Consider the following 16,586-nt stretch of genomic DNA (forward strand, 5'->3'; position numbering starts at 1 on the left):
GTCTTCAGACCACCCGGTCCGGCACTTCCCGCCCCTCGAAGAAGGCGGTCACATTCTCCACGACCTTCATCCCCATCGCCGTGCGCGTTTCCTGCGTAGCACTGCCGAGATGTGGCAGCAGAACGACATTCTCCATGCGCCGCAGCGCTTCCAGCACATGCGGCTCCGCCTCATAGACGTCGAGTCCCGCGCCCCGGATCGTGCCTTTGGCAAGTGCGGCAATCAGTGCCGTCTCATCGACCACATCACCGCGCGCAGTGTTGATGAGGAAAGCGCCCGGCCTCATTGCGGCGAACCGTGCCGGATTCATCAGATGCCGGTTTTCCGCTCCTCCAGGGCAATGCAGGGAAACGAAATCGGAAGTCGCCAGCACCGCCTCCACCGAAGCAAGCTGACGTGCGCCGTAGCGCGCCGCTTCAGCCGGATCGACCTCTGAGCGGTTGTAGAACACGACATCCATGCCGAAGCCGAAATGGCAGCGTTGTGCAAAAGCCTTGCCGATCCGCCCGAAGCCGATGATACCGACAGTCTTGCCGGTCACCTTCGTGCCGATCATATGTGTCGGGCACCAGCCCTTCCATTCTCCGGCACGTAGCTGCCGCTCGCCTTCCCCGCCGCGGCGCGCGACGGACAGCAGGAGCAGCATGGCGATATCGGCAGTGCAATCGGTGAGAACGCCCGGCGTATTCGTCACCGTAACGCCTTTCGCTTTGGCGGTCGCGATATCGATATGATTGAAGCCGACCCCGAAATTGCCAAGGATCTTCGTGCGGATATCGCCTGCAAAGATCGCAGCCGGCAGCTTGTCGGAGACGGTTGGCAGCACCGCATCATAATCCGCCAGCGCCTGACGCAGCTCATTTTCGCCGAGCGGCGCATCATCCGTATTGAGCGTTACGTCGAAACGCTCGACGAGCACGGCTTCGACCGCGGCAGGCCAGCGCCGGGTGACGAGAATGCGGGGTCTTGGCATCGATCTGGTTCCTTCATCCTTTGCCCTTGGCTTAGGGCATGCCGGCCGGGAATGGAATGGTCTTTGAGTTGACGAGCACCAATCCGATGCCGCTGGGCAAAACGAAAGAAGCCCGGTTGATGACCGGGCTTCCATAAGAGGCATTCACTGCCGGAGGCTGAAATTAGTCGGCCTTCTGGAAGTAGCTGTACTTGCCGTCTTCGCCCTTCTTCCATTCATACATGACGTAGCCCGGAAGCTTCGGGTCGCCCTTTTCATCAAAGGAGATGTCGCCGAGAACGGTCGGGAACGGACCCTTTTCCTTCATGGCCGCGGCAACCGCTTCAGCGTCCGTAGAACCGGCAGCCTTGGCAGCAGCAGCAATCGTCTGCAGCGCAGCGTAGGAATAGAGCGTGTAAGCTTCCGGGTTGAAGCCGGCAGCCTTGAACTTCGCGACGAGGTCCTTGTTGGCCGGGTTGATCGTCGGATCCGGGCCGAAGGTGTTCAGCGTACCGGCAACGGCGTCACCAGCGATGGAAGCAAGTTCGTTCGAGACGATACCGTCACCCGAAACGAGCGCTGCCTTCAGGCCCTGGTCGGCCGACTGACGGATGATGAGACCGGCTTCGGTGTGCAGACCGCCCCAGTAAATGATGGTAACGCCGGCTTCCTTCATCTTTGCGATGAGGGCCGAGAAGTCCTTGTCGCCGACGTTGACGCCTTCGTACATGGCTTCGGTAACGCCAGCGGCATTCAGAGCCTTCTTGGTTTCGTCAGCGAGACCCTGGCCATAAGGAGTCTTGTCGTGAATGACGGCGATCTTGGCGTCCTTGAAGTGGTCGGCCAGATACTTGCCGGCGATGGCGCCCTGCTGGTCGTCACGGCCGCAGGTGCGGAAGGTGTTCCACAGGCCACGCTCGGTGAAAACAGGGTTCGTAGCAGCCGGGGTGATTTCGAGAATGCCGTTTTCTGCGTAAACTTCGGAAGCCGGGATGGAAACGCCCGAGTTGAAGTGGCCGATAACGAACTTCACGCCGTCAGCAACGAACTTGTTGGCAACGGAGATGCCCTGCTTCGGGTCGGAAACGTCGTCGCCGAGCTCGATCTTGATCTGCTCGCCGTTGATACCGCCAGCAGCATTGATGTCAGCGGCTGCCTGCTCGGCACCCTTCTGAAGCTGGGCGCCGAATGCAGCGTTTGGACCCGTCAGCGGGCCGCCAACGCCGATCACGATGTCAGCTCGTGCGACGCCGCCGAACGCAACGATCGCCGTCAGTGCCACCGCTGACAAGAGAGACTTCTTCATATTGTTACTCCCAATTTTTGGGCGGGTTTCTTCCAAGGCCTGACACATACCCCACCTTTGACTGCGCCAGGAAAGCTGTTCCACTCTGAAGGCAATTCATGCCTAGTTTCAACGGGCTGTCAATGTTTCTCCTTCCACGAAAACGCGGAAGTTTTTTCGTACAGCCAGTAATAGTTGTTGACCATTTGATTGGTACGGCGATAGCGGAACCCGGCTGTCGAGAAGACCAGCAAAGTTACGAAATCGATGATGTAGAAGAAGGCGCTGAGCATCGGGCCGTCAAACAGCGCATGATGCAGGAACTGCATCGCCCAAGCGAGCAGGAAGGTGTAGACGACAACCAGCGAATAGTTGTTCCAGCCGTCTGCAACCGCCCTGCCGGCGCGCCACGCCGTCCAGAAACCGATAAGCACCACGAATGCGCGGATGACGAGCTTCACCCCGCTGTCGCTTTCGAAGAAAAGTCCCTGCATGATCAAACTCTCCCTTCTGCCGCGATCAATGCCGCCCGCCTTCGAGATAGGCAGCACGGACCTCGGGATTCGCGAGCAGTTCCTTGCCGCTGCCGCTCATCGTCACCTTGCCGTTGACCAGCACATAGGCACGGTGCGACAGCTTGAGCGCTGCGAATGCGTTCTGCTCCACGAGGAAGACGGTCAGCCCTTCCTTCTCGTTCAGCACCTTTATGGCTTCAAAGATGCCCTTGACGATCAGCGGCGCAAGGCCGAGCGAGGGTTCGTCAAGCAGCAGCAGCTTCGGACGCGCCATCAGCGCGCGGCCGATTGAAAGCATCTGCTGTTCGCCGCCCGAAAGTGTGCCGCCGCGCTGCGACTGGCGCTCCTTCAAGCGTGGGAACATCGTAAAAATCTTCTCGACGTCTTCATTGAAATATTTGAGGTTGTCGAGACCAGCGCCCATCTGGAGATTTTCTAGAACAGTCATGCGTGGGAAGATACGCCGCCCTTCGGGCGACTGCGCGATACGCAACCGTGCAATCTCATGCGTCGGCAGCTTGGTAATGTCCTGGCCGTCGAAAATGATCGAGCCGGTGCGGGCCTGCGGGCTGCCGCAGATCGTCATCATCAGCGTCGACTTGCCGGCGCCGTTGGCGCCGATCAGGCTGACGATCTCGCCCTTCTTCACCTCGACATCGATGCCTGCGAGCGCGCGGATATTGCCGTAATAGGTCTCGACGCTCTGAACCTTGAGAAGCTGTTCTCCGGCCGCCATCAGATTGCGCCCCCTTCTACGGTCGCAATGACCTCTTCGACTTCTTCATCCTCGACACCGAGATAGGCCGCAATAACCCTCGGATCGTTCTTCACATGGTCAGGATTGCCGTCGGAAATCTTCTGGCCATATTCCAGGACGATGACGTGGTCGGAAATTTCCATGACGACAGACATGTCGTGCTCGATAAGCAAGATGGAGGTCCCGGTTTCGGCGCGAATGCCTTTCAGCAAGGCATTGAGCGACGCCGATTCACGCGGATTGAGACCGGCAGCCGGCTCGTCGAGGCAAAGCAGCTCCGGGCCGGTGCACATGGCGCGGGCGATTTCCAGGCGGCGCTGGGCGCCGTAAGGCAAATCGCCGGCCGGGTCGTCGGCGCGGTCGATAAGGTCGGCCTTCTCCAGCCAGTGGCGTGCAAGCTCGATGGCGGCAGCCGCCTCCTTCTTATAGGGACCGATGCCGAGCAGACCCAGCACCGTGAAGCCCGAAGCCTTCATAAGCTTGTTGTGCTGGGCGACCAACAGGTTTTCCAGAACGGTGAGACCCGAGAATAGACGGATGTTCTGGAAGGTACGGGCAACCTTGGCTTCCTTGGTGATGCGGAAGTCCGGCAGGCGCTCGAGCAGATACTGTTTGCCGCTATTCTGCGTCAGTGTGATCATGCCCATCGTCGGCTTGTAGAAACCGGTGATGCAGTTAAAGACGGTGGTCTTGCCCGCACCGTTCGGGCCAATCAGCGCGGTAATATCGCCGCGCTTGGCCTCGAAGGATAAGTCGTTGATGGCCATCAGGCCGCCGAACTTCATCGACAGGTGCTCGACCTTGAGCAAAGTGTCATTCGACATCGTGTTCTCGATAGGGCTCATCAACCATGGCCCTCCTTGGTAAAGCTTCCAGATACCGCCTTGCGCTCCTTGAGGAAGGCGGTCGGTTCACGCGAGCCGACGAAACCGCGCGGCTTGAACAGCATGACGATCACCATGGCGAGGCCGAAGAGCAGCATGCGGTAGAGTTCCGGCGTGAAATCCGGTCCGAAGATAACCTTAAGGAAGTCCATTTCGCGCAGCGCTTCCGTGCCGCCGACCATAACGACGGCTGCGATCGCGATACCTGTCAACGAACCCATGCCGCCAAGGACGACAATGGCGAGGATGACGGCCGATTCCAGGAACACGAAGGATTCCGGCGAAACGAAGCCCTGGCGGGCAGCGAAGAAGGAGCCGGCGAAGCCGCCGAACATCGCGCCGGTAGCGAAAGCCGTCAGTTTCGTCGTCACCGTGTTGATGCCAAGTGAACGGCAGGCGATTTCGTCTTCGCGAAGCGCTTCCCATGCACGGCCGATCGGCATGCGGCGCAGCCGGATCGTCACATAGGCGGTCAGCATGCAGAGCGCCAGGATAACGTAGAACAGGAAGATTTTGTAATAGGCCGATGATGACGGCAGGCCGAAGGCCTTGGCGAAGTTATTCGCCTTGCCGACATCGAAGCTCCAGATTCCGAAGACCGAAGCCTTGGCGATGCCGGAGATACCAAAGGTGCCCTTCGTGACTTCCGTCCAGTTGATGATGACGAGACGGATGATTTCACCGAAGGCAAGCGTGACGATCGCCAGATAGTCACCGCGCAAGCGCAGCACCGGAAAGCCGAGGATGACGCCCCAAAGAGCCGCAAAGATGCCGGCGAGCGGCAGCAGCACCCAGAAGGACAGGCCGAAATGGGCCGAAAGCAGCGCATAGGAATAGGCACCGACCGCGTAGAAGGCGACATAACCGAGGTCGAGCAGCCCGGCGAGGCCGACGACAATGTTCAGACCCCAGGCGAGCATCACATAGATCAGGATCTGGATGCCGAAATTGTCCACCCACTTCAACGCGCCCTGCGGGCCGAGGAAATAGGCAGTGGCAAGCGGATAGACCAGAAGGAATACGAGCGCGATCTTCAGGAAATGCGTCCGGAAGAAGCCCTTATCCGTTGAAATATCCAGTTCACCATGACGCGCCTTCGAAAGCTTGCGCTGATCAAGATGCGGCCTGACAAAAACGACCATGATAAAACGGCCGATGGCAGCGACCAGCACGAAGACTGCCAGCAGACCCCAGCGCTGAACGACGATCAGCTCGTTGTTGATGTTCTGCTGCGTGCCGAGACCGACATAGAGAACGAACAGGCCAAGCGAGATGAGACCGGCGAAGAAGGCTTCCCTAAGCCCCTTCTGGACAAGCCCGGCGTTGGACTTGCCAGCGGAAGTATCGATGTTTGCCATGACTTATACCTTCTCGACTTCCGGCCGGCCGAGAATGCCCGTCGGCTTGAAGATCAGCACGAAAGCGAGGATGGCGAAGGTGGCGACATCCTTGTACGCGATGGTGAAATAGGCCGACCACAGGGATTCGATGAGACCGATCATCAACCCGCCGAGAACGGCGCCCGGCAGCGAGCCGATGCCCCCGAGAACCGCCGCTGTGAAGGCCTTCACGCCCGGAACGAAGCCGTCGTTGAACGAGGCGACACCGTAGTACATCAGGTACATCGTGCCGGCGACGGCAGCGAGTGCCGCACCCATGATGAAGGTGATGGAGATCGTCTGGTCGACATTGACGCCGAGCAGGGCTGCCATCTTGCGGTCTTGTTCCGTCGCGCGCTGGGCGCGCCCGAGTGCTGTCTTGTTGACGATGTACCAGAAGGCGGCAAGCAGGACGACGGTCACGATGATAATGATGATCTGCTTCAGCGAGATCGAGATATTGCCGACATTATAAACCGTGCCGACAAGTGGCGGAATCGGTTTGTTGCGTGGACCCTGCGTGACCTGGATGAAGTTCGATAGCGTGATCGACATGCCGATCGCGGTAATCAGCGGCGCCAGGCGAAAAGAACCGCGCAACGGGCGGTAGGCGACACGCTCGATCGTCCAATTCCACAAACTCGTCATCAGCATCGCGATCACAAGCATCGCCAGCAGCAGCACGGCTACCGGAAGACCTGCGAAGATGGATGTGAGAACGAGAAAGACGATAAGAGCAGCGAAGCCACCGAGCATGAAAATGTCGCCATGGGCGAAGTTGATCATGCCGATAATGCCGTAAACCATCGTATAGCCAATAGCCACAAGGCCATAGATGGATCCGAGAGTCAGCCCATTGAAGAGCTGCTGGACGAAATACTCCATATGTCATTTCCCCTGGATGCGAACCAAATTTAAGTTGCATCTCTTATTGGTTTTATCGCTCGTGCTTTCACACGAACCACTAGCTCGCATTGCATAGCGGTTTCGTTGGAAATGTGAAGACAAAAAGGATTTACCGCGTCAGAATCTTGGGTAAACAGCCCTAAATGGCGCAATTCAAACCAAAATCCACACAAAAGCGGCATCGTTTGGCAAATTTTTAGCCAGATCCGGCTTCGTCAATTAATCTTTGTGTACTGAACGAAACCGAAAATGTTCGCCCTCTGCGCAAACTGTTCCACAAGTAAGGAAGTTGACGAAATTTCAAACTCGAAGATGCCATCAATTGCAAATGGCATTTCACGGGCAAATGCTCATGACGTGCTTATGCAAACTGGCAAGCCCGTGCTAGTGTTATGGGGTTTCAGTGAAGGGATGCGGCAGCTCCCGGTATGCACTATATATGACACGGCGATCTCAAGACGAATTCGCAGACGAACGGCAGGAATATGCTGAGGACATTTGAACGGGCGGCGCTCGAAGCCGGCAAGGCTATTTTGGAGGTCTTCTGCCACGGCTGCCCGGTGGAAATGAAGGCTGATGAAAGCCCCGTGACGATCGCCGATCAGGAGGCCGAGCGCATCATACTGGCGCATCTGGAACGCGATTTCCCCGAGATCCCTGTCATCGCCGAGGAATCGGTAGCAGCTGGCAAAGTGCCTGATATCGCCGGAAACTCCTTCTTCCTTGTCGATCCGCTCGATGGCACCCGTGAATTCCTGGATAAGCGCCAGGAATTCACCGTCAACATCGCCTACGTGGAAAACGGCGTCCCCGTCGCCGGTATCGTCTATGCCCCAGCGCTCGGCATCGCTTTTTCCGGCGAGCGCGGAAGCGCGGAGAAGCTGATAATCGATGAGAACTTTGCGATAACAGAGAGAATGCCGATCAAGGTGCGCAAACAGCCGGCAGAGAGTATGGCGCTCGCGAGTTTCCGGCATGACAGCCCAGAGACCGGTCTTTTCCTCGCCAGGCATGCGATCTCCAAATGCACCAACATCGGCTCGTCCCTGAAATTCTGTCTGCTGGCAGAAGGCAAGGCCGACGTCTACCCACGCTTCACCCGGACCATGGAGTGGGATACCGCGGCCGGCGATGCGGTCTTGCGGGCAGCCGGTGGATCGACTGTCACGATGGATGGCCAGCCGCTCATCTACGGCAAAACCGGTGCATCTGCAGATTTCGACTTCGCAAATCCCCATTTCGTCTCCTGGGGTGGCACGAAGCCTGCGCTCAAGCGGGCGTGACGGTCGCCGAAGTTAGCGTCTCTTTCAGCTTCTTCGCAGTAATATTGCAGCAGGGCGATTTACATCAGCGCCTGGATGCCCTCCGGCTTGAAGAATCACCCGGCAGTTCCGGTCTCGGTCCTCAATTTGATTCAGAACCAACGCCCCCTTCCCTTCCCGCTGCATGCCCTCTCGACACAATGTCGCCACAATCGCCGCCGCGCACATCGTGTGACTTCGGTAACATCGCTGTGGCAGGCAGACATAATTATGATAGCTAAACCATAGTTTCGGAACACCAGTCCGGGCAATTCCACTCACTCCCATTCTGGTACAACAGGCGATAAATTCGATCTTGGCGGACCGGGATCACCCCAGCCCCGCCGGGAATGGAGCGTTTTGGCACGGTGTAAGCCACGACTATCACAACCGTCGTTTGCTGTCTCGAATCTGCCAAGCACATATAATTCCTAATAAAAACCCCGGTTGAAAAATAAAACTCCTGATTTTGCATTAACTTAACGCAACTGCGAAGTTTGCTGCGATGCGAAATTTCTCTGGACTCGGTTAAACAAATGTCGCAAATTTAGGATGTAGTAGGGTTAAACGCCGCCTAACATTGTAGCGCCTTAATGTGGCGCTAACCAAGCCATCGAATGACACCCCGAAAGCTTCAAAATACAAAGGGTAGATCCTTGAGCGTCATGGACCTTAACAAAAGTATTTCTGAAGAGAGCTTTCGCGTTACGCCTGTTCATCAGGTCAACGCGAGGTTCCCAGTTGCCGCACTCGACAGCATCGTTCCGCCGCCTGCCTCCGTGCAGTTCGCGCTGAAACGAGCCTTCGATATTTTTGCCTCGATCAGCGCACTCATCGTGCTTGCTCCGCTTCTTCTGGTCGTCGCCGCCCTGATCAAGATGGACAGCCCCGGTCCGGTGCTTTTCAAGCAGACCCGTTGGGGCAAGAATTGCCGTTCCATCAAGGTCTACAAGTTCCGCTCGATGCGTACCGACATGTGCGACGTCACGGGCGTTGCCCAAACCGTGAAGAACGATCCACGCGTCACCCGCGTCGGCGCTTTCCTGCGTCGCTCGAACATTGATGAGTTGCCGCAGCTTCTCAACGTGCTGAAGGGTGACATGTCGGTTGTCGGACCGCGCTGCCATGCAATCGGCATGCGTGCCGGCGGCATGCTCTATGAAGAGCTGGTTCCGCAATATCATCACCGCCACGCCATGCGTCCCGGCATCACCGGTCTGGCGCAGATGCGCGGCCTGCGCGGCCCGACGGACCGCCCGGCCAAGGCCCGCGCCCGCATCGCCAGCGATCTCCATTATGTCGAGAACTTCTCGCTTATGATGGACATCCGCATCATCATCGGAACGCTGATTTCCGAGCTGAACGGCGGTAAAGGCTTCTGATTGGAAAAAAGCGTATCGGCTGTTAGAGCAGCCGATACCGGAATGCTCGGGCGACAGCCTGCATGCGGTTGACCGAATCCAGCTTGCGCATGGCGCTCTTCAGATATCCCACCACTGTATGCGATGAGAGATCGAGAATGATCGCAATTTCGTCGCTGCTCTTGCCCGCGGCCGACCAGCGCAGGCATTCGATCTCCCTCCGTGTGAGGCTTTCCGATGGCCGGTCTTCCGGCTTCTCGTCGCTCGGAAGCGTGTCCAGAAGCTCCATGCAGCCATAAAGCAGCGCCGTTGCTTCTTCGCGAGAGGGCATGGCACGCGTACCCGAAAAAGCGAAGATGTATTGTTTCAGGTCAGCGTCGTGCAGCGCGAAGGCGAAGGTATGCTTCAACCCGTGCATCTGAAACATCGTGTTCAGACGGCGGTTTTCCTGATTCGCTGCATTGCCGCCAAAAGGCCCCTCATCGCAGAAGACGGGCATGATGGTGCGCTTCATGACAGCAACCAGCTTGCTGCAATAGAAGAGGTCCGCCTCCTCGTAAAAGTTGACGAGACTCGGCGGCCAGTTGCTGATCAGCTTGTTTTCGAGAAAGGCCGTCCGGTCCCCGCGCGGGAACACGGAAAACAGGTGGAATTCGAACCCGGCAGCCTTCGTCAGCTCGTCCAGGCGGCTTGCGCCGTCGATGACGGAAATGCCCGTAGAACGGGCTCCGAAAGGCGAAAATGCGGTATCATCGGCGCAGTCGCGGACTGCGCGTTCACGTCTCTTCATTCTCTATGTTCCTTCACGGGCCTGGCTTCGGCTCGGCTCCGCAACCGGCCGCGGATTGGACGCGCCGGACGATCAGGAAAGACGGCGTTTGCCCCGCATCCGAAGGATACGAAGCATTCAAATGGCAATCTTTATTGATACTGCGAGAAGAACGGAGACGAAGTCTTTGCGCTCATGCTTATGTTGCAGCGCTTATAAAATTGCCTGGGAAAAATATGTAACATTTATTCCGCATGGCTCCCATGCAGCCGCCTCAAATTGACGTAACGGCAGGCGATCCGCAAATCACCCGCGACCGGCGCCTAAAGTTGTTATCAAAGTCTTACGATGAGTTTAGGCAATTTTTAAATGTGGCAAGTTAGAGTGGCGTCCGTGGTCTTGCGTTGTGTAGAGAGTCCAATGACCGAAATGATACGTCCCCGAGTAAAGTATGTCATCGGCCCCGATGGCAGCCCCCTGACGATTGCCGATCTTCCGCCGCCAAATACGCGGCGCTGGGTCATCCGTCGCAAGGCAGAGGTTGTCGCGGCTGTTCGCGGTGGCTTGTTGAGCTTGGAAGAAGCCTGCGAGCGTTACACGCTCACTGTCGAAGAATTCCTGTCCTGGCAGTCCTCCATCAACAGCCATGGTCTCGCCGGCCTGCGCACCACGCGCATCCAGCAGTACCGCCACTGATCACGTTCCATTCGATTTGATTATTTCGGGCCGGACGCATTTCCCTCGAGGGAGTGAAGAAGGCCCGAAATCATTGCCGAGGCTGCGTAACACCAGAGGCCGGGCTGCGTAAACGCATTCGCGAGTCCAGTCGTCTTCGCTGCCGCAATCACGATCGCGACGAGCAGCACGTCCATCATGGACCACTTGGACAGATGCGGCACGACGTTGCGATAAAACAGGCTGCCGGTGCTGCCGGCAGCCATGGATTCCGCCGCGACCCGATCATCTTCAGAACCGGCAGCACAATCGAGACGAGCGCAACGAGTGCCGCAAGCGCCACGTCGCCGCCACCCCAGAGCGAGGCCACGATTTCCAGGAGCGACGGCGTCTCGTCGAAGAACCAGAGCTTCTCGAAGCGGACGAGCGGCAGGACAAGGCCAAGCGCCAGAAGAAACAGTGCTGCCACCAGCAGAACGGGCCGAATCGCTGAGAGCCTGTTCAATTTCCCGCCTCCTCTTTGAACACACTGTCTCCTGCCGCCACGGCTTGGCATGCCGATGCCGCCATGTCACGCTCCCGATCACATAATTCGTCAGGAGACAGACATGGATATTAGGATTGAGGAGAATACGTCGGGCGGCCGCTATGTTGCAGCGCTGGAAGGCCATGAAGCGGAAATGACCTATTCCCGCACATCGCCGAAACTGATCATCATCGATCATACCGGTGTGCCGGACGCCTTGCGCGGTAAGGGCGTCGGCCAGGCGCTCGCCCTTCATGCGGTTGAGGCCGCCCGAAAGGGCGGTTGGAAGATTATCCCGCTCTGCCCTTTCTTTAAATCACAGGCGCAGCGCCATCCCGAATGGAACGATGTGGTGAACTGATCGCGCCCGTTATCCGACGGAAACACCAAAAGCCATGCATGACGGACACCGCGCCCGTCATGCATGGCTTCTGTGGTTATCCCCAAGGCGCCGGGATCGGCGCCTGCAATATTCGTCAGGCCCGGGCGCGAACTGCGCCGTCGCGCTCTTCGAGCGCCGTTGCCCTGGCATATTCCGCCTGCATTTCCTCCAGCACCAGTTCCAGCGCCTCCTCCTGAACCTTCAGTTCCTTGATCGAAACCTGAAGATTGTCGGCGCGCTGACGTGCGGCCTTTGCAAAGGTCGGATATGCGAAGTGATTCGGGTCGGAAATACCGGACTTCTTTTCCTCGACGACGATCTGGCTCTCCAGATCCTTCGTCATCCGTTCAAATTCGGACATCATCATCTGCAACTGCTGCAGCTGACGACGTTTTTCGTTCACCTGAAACTCTTTCAGGCGAACGAGGCTCTCTCGCGACTTCATACGCATTACTCCCGTGATGCGAGACCCCGGCTCAACTTGAAACCGCCCTTGCGCGCCGCTTTGACACGGTTTGCCGAAAAATTTCCTGCGATATTAACAAAAACCTACCGCTGGTAACCTTTCGTTTACGGGCATCGTTAATGATAGGCCCGATGATTTAAGGGTCGGTAAACACCAGGACAGGAATGCCGAACCTTTTCATTGGCGAGTCAGATGAATCACTTAGCGCGGCTTCTTAATGTCATAGTTGAGAAATGTGTTTTGAGATTCTCATTGGAAAACAGTGAAATGGAAAAATTATTTAATAAATTCGATACACCTTGCCAGAGTGAATTAGAATTTGTTAACCATTTCGTGGCAGCTTCCAAATCACGTAGCTTATTCGGTATCGCGTAGGGGGCCATGCCACCTTTCGGCGGCGGTAAAGGGGATAATTATGCGGGTACTTCTCATTGAGGACGACAGCGCTACGGCGCAGAGTATCGAATTGATGCTCAAATCTGAGAGTTTTAATGTTTATACGACAGATCTCGGCGAAGAAGGCGTGGATCTGGGCAAGCTGTATGATTACGACATCATCCTTCTTGATCTGAACCTTCCCGACATGTCCGGATATGAAGTGCTTCGCACTCTCCGCCTGTCGAAAGTCAAGACACCGATCCTGATCCTCTCGGGCATGGCCGGCATCGAAGACAAGGTTCGTGGCCTCGGCTTCGGCGCCGACGACTACATGACGAAGCCGTTCCACAAGGACGAGCTCGTCGCCCGCATCCACGCCATCGTCCGCCGTTCTAAGGGCCATGCTCAGTCGGTCATCGTCACGGGCGAGCTTATCGTCAACCTCGACGCCAAGACCGTCGAAGTCGGCGGACAGCGCGTTCACCTGACGGGCAAGGAATACCAGATGCTGGAGCTTCTCTCGCTCCGCAAGGGCACCACGCTCACCAAGGAAATGTTCCTGAACCACCTTTACGGCGGTATGGACGAGCCGGAACTGAAGATCATCGACGTCTTCATCTGCAAGCTGCGCAAGAAGCTCGCAAATGCTGCCGGCGGCGCCAACTACATCGAAACCGTCTGGGGCCGCGGCTATGTGCTGCGCGAGCCCGATGGTGCCGAATACGCCGAAACCGCCTGATCCGCCGAATCCCCTTATCGAATAAAAAGTCCCGCCTCTCTGGCGGGACTTTTATTTTGTCGGGAATATGCGGAAAAAAAGCCGCCCAAAGGGACGGCCCCGTTAACGATTTACGCGACCTGCTCAGGCGGCGATTGCGCGATTTCCGAACACGGCGGTGAGGATCTTGCGGTCGAAGGGCTTGAGCAGGAAATCGGTGGCCCCTGCCCGCTTGCCGGCCATCAGCTTCTTCAGGTCGGCCTCGATGACACAATAGTAGATCTTCACCTCTTTGCCGCCGTCCATGGCACGGATGGCCGCAATAAGATCGAGTGCTCCCTCCATACCTGAATCGACGATCAGATATTCGGGAAGTTCGGCCTGGCAGTGCTGCAGCGCCTCTTCGGCACTCGAAGCTTCGCTGACCAGAAAATCGAGTTCGGAAAGGATTCGCTTGCCGACCTTGCGAACAATGTCCGAACTGTCGGTGATCATGAATCTCTGCATGGCGGCTCCTTATCCCTCGCGCTGTCTCCGTCGAGGGCCTTCCTAACCTTTGAGGATAGGTTCATCAGGCTAAGGAATCGTTACCGCCCCGCTTCGGTCAGCGATCGATGAACTAGGCTGCGGCGACCTTGGCTGTGAAAACGATCTCTTCGGCGCTGGCCGAATAATCCAGAATCATGCCGCATTCTTCCGCCAGCAGCACAGTGTAATAAGGCTGGATCGAATGCGCATCGATCGCTTCCTCGACGGTACCAGTGGCGATCTCGACGAATTTCGGCGGCATGCGCATCAATTTGCCCCTGGCGACGAGCCTGAAGCTGGCATCGAATTCCGGGTTTTCCAGCGTAATATCCAGATTGCCGCCGCGCGGAATGGAAGAATAGGCGACGAGGAAGAGATTGAGGAGCAGCTTGACCCTGTTCTTGGCGACGATCGCGCGCGGGCCGCTCCAGCTCACTTCGGTCTTCTTTTCGGCCACGGCAAAATCCTTGGCTGCACGTTCGGCCTCGCCGGTATCGATCGAGGCGCCGACGGAACCGGATGCACCGAAGGCAAGGCGAGCGAATTTGAGACGGACCGAAGCATTGAGCGCACTGGTGCGGATGAGATCCATCGCGTCCGAATCCGCTCCGCCTTCGTCCAGCAGCTCCAGACCGTTATTGATCGCGCCGACCGGCGAGATCACGTCATGGCACACACGACTGCACAGAAGCGCAGCCAGGTCCGGGCCGGACAGAGTGAGATTCGGGTTCTTGGACATCATCGTCTCCTGAGGGCGGCAGTGTCATTCCGCCCGGTAGTGTGCCTGATCAAAATTGCGCGAAGTTTGCGACCGTACTCGTCGCCATAATGACACCATATTTGGTAAACCGATTGTTAAGACGATCGGCGCAAAATGCATCAAATGCCAATGCCCCGACAATGACGAATGGATGACATCATGCGCCTCCAATTTCTCGGAAGATTTATCGGCTTCTGCAAGTTGCTGACCGCTATCATGGTATCGTCGATGATGATTACGGGACAGGCCGCAGCGCAGCAGAACAACGGCCAGTACACGGTGCAGGAAATCGTCGATGCCGGTCACTCCTTCTTCGGCGAGACCAGCGGCGGCCTTGCCAAGGTCGTTGAAAGCGCCTTCCAGAAATACGGCCTGCCAAACGGCTACATTCTCGGCCAGGAAGGCGGCGGCGCCTTCATCGCCGGCCTCACTTACGGCGAAGGCCAGCTCAATACCAAGAATGCCGGCGAGCACCCGCTTTACTGGCAGGGTCCGTCTCTGGGTCTCGACTACGGCGGCCAGGGCTCGCGCGTCATGATGCTGGTCTACGACCTGCCCTCCATCGACTCCATCTATGCGCGCTTTGGCGGCGTCAGCGGATCCGCCTATGTCATCGCCGGCTTCGGTATGACGCTTCTCAAGAACAACAATGTTCTGGTCGTGCCGATCCGCACGGGCGTCGGCGCCCGCCTCGGCATCAATGTCGGCTATCTGAAAGTCACGCCGAACCCGACCTGGAACCCCTTCTGAAAAGCTGAAATCGGCGCTAATATCCTTGGGAATATGGTCTTGCCGGTGCCCGCAGCCTTGCCGATGCGCCTACTGCGTGCTTAATCAACCGGACTGACCCGTATCAACCTTCGAATCGATGGCCGCGCCGTGATCGAATATGCTCTCTTGTTCGGATTGGGCTTCCTGACCGCGGCCTTTCTCGTCTTTCTGGTCTCGCCTGCCGTCCACCGCCGCATCGTCTGGTATACTGAAAACCGCCTCAAGGCGACGATGCCGCTGAGCCCGCAGGAAGTGCGGGCTCAGAAGGATATGGTGCGCGCCCTCTACGCCGCTGAAAACGCCCGTACTGCGCAGGACCTTCATCGCGAACGCGAGAAGTCGCTTTCCCTGCAGCTTCGCCATGATTCCCTTGCCGTCGATGCCGGCAGGCTTGCCTCGGAAGTCAATGAGGCGCGCGCGCAGATCGGCGAGATGCAGGTGGAGGCTGCAGAACAGCGCTCACACCTGCGCAAGGATGAGAACTATATAAGCCAGTTGAAGACGAGCCTGCACATTGCCGAACAGGCGGGCGCCAACAAGGATGCCGAGCTGGAAACGCTGCGTGCCCGGCTTTCCAGGCTCGCGGAACAGACCGACAATCTGAAGATCGACCTTGCCGCGCGCGATACTGAGGCCGAGAGCCTGAAGTTCCGCACCAATGCCCTGCGCGACGAACGCGATACGATGCGCCAGGACATGACCGTACTGCAGAAGCGCGCCAAGGACGCCGAACAGAAGCTCAGCCAGCAGCAGCACATGGTCATTCGCCTGGAAGACAAGGCCGCCCGTGAGGCCGCCTCTGCCGCGGACAAGGAAGCCCTGCTCGGCCGCCGGCAACAGGAAATCGCCAAGCTGAAGGATCAGTTGAAGGCTGCCAATGCCGAACTCCGCAAGGCAGCCAAGGTGCTGCGTGATGCCGGCCTCTCCAAGGCTATTGCCGATCTGCCCGCCGAAACGACCGGTGAAGCAGAAACCTCTGAACTCGATCTCTCTGCTGTGACAGCGCAGATGAGCGACAATGTGCGCCGACGCAGTGCAGCACTTGCCGACCATCTGCAGAAGGCAAGAAACAATACCGGCCGTGATGGCGCTCTTCGCGAGGAAATCACCTCGATCGCCGCCAACGTGGTAGCGCTCACGGCGCTCAAGGAAGGCCCGTCCTCTCCGATCCTGCCCCTTCTGCCCGATGGCAGGGAGAAGAAGGGTGCAAACGATCGTGTGAACCTCGCGGACCGCGCAGCTGCTGTTATCGCCGATCCGCAGCGCTGAACCC

Annotated in this window: 18 protein-coding genes and 1 pseudogene; 7 read left to right on the forward strand and 12 right to left on the reverse strand. The window is 57.6% G+C overall.

Annotated features, from left to right (window positions below):
* Window positions 1-4: 4 nt before the first annotated feature.
* The 7 genes from FHT82_RS15610 to FHT82_RS15640 form a co-directional block, all read right to left on the reverse strand.
* Complete coding sequence (locus FHT82_RS15610) at window positions 5-973, reverse strand: D-glycerate dehydrogenase (protein ID WP_183732267.1); 969 nt, start codon at window positions 971-973, stop codon at window positions 5-7.
* A 163-nt stretch (window positions 974-1,136) separates the two neighbouring features.
* Window positions 1,137-2,258, reverse strand: coding sequence for a branched-chain amino acid ABC transporter substrate-binding protein (locus FHT82_RS15615; RefSeq protein ID WP_183732270.1), 1,122 nt, complete (start codon window positions 2,256-2,258; stop codon window positions 1,137-1,139).
* A 119-nt stretch (window positions 2,259-2,377) separates the two neighbouring features.
* A complete protein-coding gene (locus FHT82_RS15620; RefSeq protein WP_183732273.1) occupies window positions 2,378-2,731 on the reverse strand; it encodes a DUF6867 family protein in 354 nt (117 codons plus the stop codon).
* A 25-nt stretch (window positions 2,732-2,756) separates the two neighbouring features.
* Window positions 2,757-3,488 carry an ABC transporter ATP-binding protein gene (locus FHT82_RS15625; RefSeq protein WP_183732276.1) on the reverse strand — a complete coding sequence of 244 codons (732 nt, stop codon included), beginning with the start codon at window positions 3,486-3,488 and terminating at the stop codon, window positions 2,757-2,759.
* Window positions 3,488-4,354: an ABC transporter ATP-binding protein gene (locus FHT82_RS15630; RefSeq protein WP_183732279.1), complete on the reverse strand. Its 867-nt coding sequence runs from the start codon at window positions 4,352-4,354 to the stop codon at window positions 3,488-3,490. Before FHT82_RS15630 ends, FHT82_RS15625 begins: the two co-directional genes overlap by 1 nt.
* On the reverse strand, window positions 4,354-5,751 hold the full coding sequence (livM, locus tag FHT82_RS15635) for a high-affinity branched-chain amino acid ABC transporter permease LivM (RefSeq protein WP_183732281.1): 1,398 nt from the start codon (window positions 5,749-5,751) through the stop codon (window positions 4,354-4,356). The genes FHT82_RS15630 and livM overlap by 1 nt, the downstream gene beginning before the upstream one ends.
* 3 nt (window positions 5,752-5,754) lie before the next feature.
* A complete protein-coding gene (locus FHT82_RS15640) occupies window positions 5,755-6,657 on the reverse strand; it encodes a branched-chain amino acid ABC transporter permease LivH (RefSeq protein WP_183732284.1) in 903 nt (300 codons plus the stop codon).
* Between the two features lie 506 nt (window positions 6,658-7,163).
* Here FHT82_RS15640 and cysQ point away from each other — a divergent pair.
* Together cysQ and FHT82_RS15650 are read left to right on the forward strand one after the other, a co-directional pair.
* Window positions 7,164-7,961 (forward strand): 3'(2'),5'-bisphosphate nucleotidase CysQ, encoded by a 798-nt coding sequence (cysQ, locus tag FHT82_RS15645; protein ID WP_183732286.1) that lies wholly within the window; start codon window positions 7,164-7,166, stop codon window positions 7,959-7,961.
* 674 nt (window positions 7,962-8,635) lie between these two features.
* The gene (locus FHT82_RS15650) at window positions 8,636-9,361 is read left to right on the forward strand and encodes a sugar transferase (RefSeq protein ID WP_183732289.1); all 726 of its coding nucleotides are present in this window, start codon (window positions 8,636-8,638) and stop codon (window positions 9,359-9,361) included.
* A gap of 22 nt (window positions 9,362-9,383) precedes the next feature.
* Here the strand turns inward: FHT82_RS15650 and FHT82_RS15655 are convergent, their stop codons facing one another.
* On the reverse strand, window positions 9,384-10,130 hold the full coding sequence (locus tag FHT82_RS15655; protein ID WP_183732292.1) for a LuxR C-terminal-related transcriptional regulator: 747 nt from the start codon (window positions 10,128-10,130) through the stop codon (window positions 9,384-9,386).
* A gap of 399 nt (window positions 10,131-10,529) precedes the next feature.
* On the opposite strand from FHT82_RS15655, the gene FHT82_RS15660 reads away from it, so the two are divergent.
* The gene (locus FHT82_RS15660) at window positions 10,530-10,805 is read left to right on the forward strand and encodes a DUF1153 domain-containing protein (RefSeq protein ID WP_007533628.1); all 276 of its coding nucleotides are present in this window, start codon (window positions 10,530-10,532) and stop codon (window positions 10,803-10,805) included.
* Between the two features lie 20 nt (window positions 10,806-10,825).
* On the opposite strand, the pseudogene FHT82_RS15665 reads toward FHT82_RS15660, so the two are convergent.
* Window positions 10,826-11,340 (reverse strand): annotated as a pseudogene (locus FHT82_RS15665) (paraquat-inducible protein A).
* Window positions 11,341-11,392: 52 nt separating this feature from the next.
* Between FHT82_RS15665 and FHT82_RS15670 the strand changes: the two are divergent.
* Complete coding sequence (locus FHT82_RS15670; RefSeq protein WP_183732295.1) at window positions 11,393-11,671, forward strand: GNAT family N-acetyltransferase; 279 nt, start codon at window positions 11,393-11,395, stop codon at window positions 11,669-11,671.
* A 115-nt stretch (window positions 11,672-11,786) separates the two neighbouring features.
* On the opposite strand, the gene FHT82_RS15675 is transcribed toward FHT82_RS15670, so the two are convergent.
* Complete coding sequence (locus FHT82_RS15675; RefSeq protein ID WP_132653380.1) at window positions 11,787-12,137, reverse strand: flagellar export protein FliJ; 351 nt, start codon at window positions 12,135-12,137, stop codon at window positions 11,787-11,789.
* Between the two features lie 436 nt (window positions 12,138-12,573).
* Between FHT82_RS15675 and ctrA the strand changes: the two genes are divergently transcribed.
* On the forward strand, window positions 12,574-13,275 hold the full coding sequence (gene ctrA / locus FHT82_RS15680; RefSeq protein ID WP_112562832.1) for a cell cycle two-component system response regulator CtrA: 702 nt from the start codon (window positions 12,574-12,576) through the stop codon (window positions 13,273-13,275).
* A gap of 123 nt (window positions 13,276-13,398) precedes the next feature.
* Here ctrA and FHT82_RS15685 read toward each other — a convergent pair whose 3' ends face one another.
* Both FHT82_RS15685 and FHT82_RS15690 read right to left on the reverse strand, forming a co-directional pair.
* Entirely contained in the window at window positions 13,399-13,761 is a 363-nt protein-coding gene (locus tag FHT82_RS15685; protein WP_183732298.1) for a response regulator, read from the reverse strand.
* 112 nt (window positions 13,762-13,873) lie between these two features.
* A complete protein-coding gene (locus tag FHT82_RS15690) occupies window positions 13,874-14,521 on the reverse strand; it encodes a histidine phosphotransferase family protein (RefSeq protein ID WP_183732302.1) in 648 nt (215 codons plus the stop codon).
* Window positions 14,522-14,701: 180 nt separating this feature from the next.
* Between FHT82_RS15690 and FHT82_RS15695 the strand changes: the two genes are divergently transcribed.
* Together FHT82_RS15695 and FHT82_RS15700 are read left to right on the forward strand one after the other, a co-directional pair.
* A complete protein-coding gene (locus tag FHT82_RS15695; RefSeq protein WP_183732305.1) occupies window positions 14,702-15,292 on the forward strand; it encodes an EipA family protein in 591 nt (196 codons plus the stop codon).
* A gap of 129 nt (window positions 15,293-15,421) precedes the next feature.
* The gene (locus FHT82_RS15700) at window positions 15,422-16,582 is read left to right on the forward strand and encodes a hypothetical protein (protein ID WP_183732307.1); all 1,161 of its coding nucleotides are present in this window, start codon (window positions 15,422-15,424) and stop codon (window positions 16,580-16,582) included.
* Window positions 16,583-16,586 lie beyond the last annotated feature (4 nt).

It is taken from the genome of Rhizobium sp. BK275, from assembly GCF_014193555.1.
GTDB lineage: Bacteria > Pseudomonadota > Alphaproteobacteria > Rhizobiales > Rhizobiaceae > Rhizobium.

What these genes read in the sequence shown, in the direction of transcription:
- cysQ (WP_183732286.1), top strand. Translation starts at nt 7,164, where the DNA reads ATGCTGAGGACATTTGAACGGGCGGCGCTCGAAGCCGGCAAGGCTATT.
- FHT82_RS15675 (WP_132653380.1), bottom strand. Translation starts at nt 12,137, where the DNA reads ATGAAGTCGCGAGAGAGCCTCGTTCGCCTGAAAGAGTTTCAGGTGAAC.
- FHT82_RS15690 (WP_183732302.1), bottom strand. Translation starts at nt 14,521, where the DNA reads ATGTCCAAGAACCCGAATCTCACTCTGTCCGGCCCGGACCTGGCTGCG.
- FHT82_RS15640 (WP_183732284.1), bottom strand. Translation starts at nt 6,657, where the DNA reads ATGGAGTATTTCGTCCAGCAGCTCTTCAATGGGCTGACTCTCGGATCC.
- FHT82_RS15610 (WP_183732267.1), bottom strand. Translation starts at nt 973, where the DNA reads ATGCCAAGACCCCGCATTCTCGTCACCCGGCGCTGGCCTGCCGCGGTC.
- FHT82_RS15620 (WP_183732273.1), bottom strand. Translation starts at nt 2,731, where the DNA reads ATGCAGGGACTTTTCTTCGAAAGCGACAGCGGGGTGAAGCTCGTCATC.
- FHT82_RS15670 (WP_183732295.1), top strand. Translation starts at nt 11,393, where the DNA reads ATGGATATTAGGATTGAGGAGAATACGTCGGGCGGCCGCTATGTTGCA.
- FHT82_RS15625 (WP_183732276.1), bottom strand. Translation starts at nt 3,488, where the DNA reads ATGGCGGCCGGAGAACAGCTTCTCAAGGTTCAGAGCGTCGAGACCTAT.
- FHT82_RS15695 (WP_183732305.1), top strand. Translation starts at nt 14,702, where the DNA reads ATGCGCCTCCAATTTCTCGGAAGATTTATCGGCTTCTGCAAGTTGCTG.
- FHT82_RS15655 (WP_183732292.1), bottom strand. Translation starts at nt 10,130, where the DNA reads ATGAAGAGACGTGAACGCGCAGTCCGCGACTGCGCCGATGATACCGCA.
- FHT82_RS15630 (WP_183732279.1), bottom strand. Translation starts at nt 4,354, where the DNA reads ATGAGCCCTATCGAGAACACGATGTCGAATGACACTTTGCTCAAGGTC.
- FHT82_RS15660 (WP_007533628.1), top strand. Translation starts at nt 10,530, where the DNA reads ATGACCGAAATGATACGTCCCCGAGTAAAGTATGTCATCGGCCCCGAT.
- FHT82_RS15615 (WP_183732270.1), bottom strand. Translation starts at nt 2,258, where the DNA reads ATGAAGAAGTCTCTCTTGTCAGCGGTGGCACTGACGGCGATCGTTGCG.
- ctrA (WP_112562832.1), top strand. Translation starts at nt 12,574, where the DNA reads ATGCGGGTACTTCTCATTGAGGACGACAGCGCTACGGCGCAGAGTATC.
- FHT82_RS15685 (WP_183732298.1), bottom strand. Translation starts at nt 13,761, where the DNA reads ATGCAGAGATTCATGATCACCGACAGTTCGGACATTGTTCGCAAGGTC.
- livM (WP_183732281.1), bottom strand. Translation starts at nt 5,751, where the DNA reads ATGGCAAACATCGATACTTCCGCTGGCAAGTCCAACGCCGGGCTTGTC.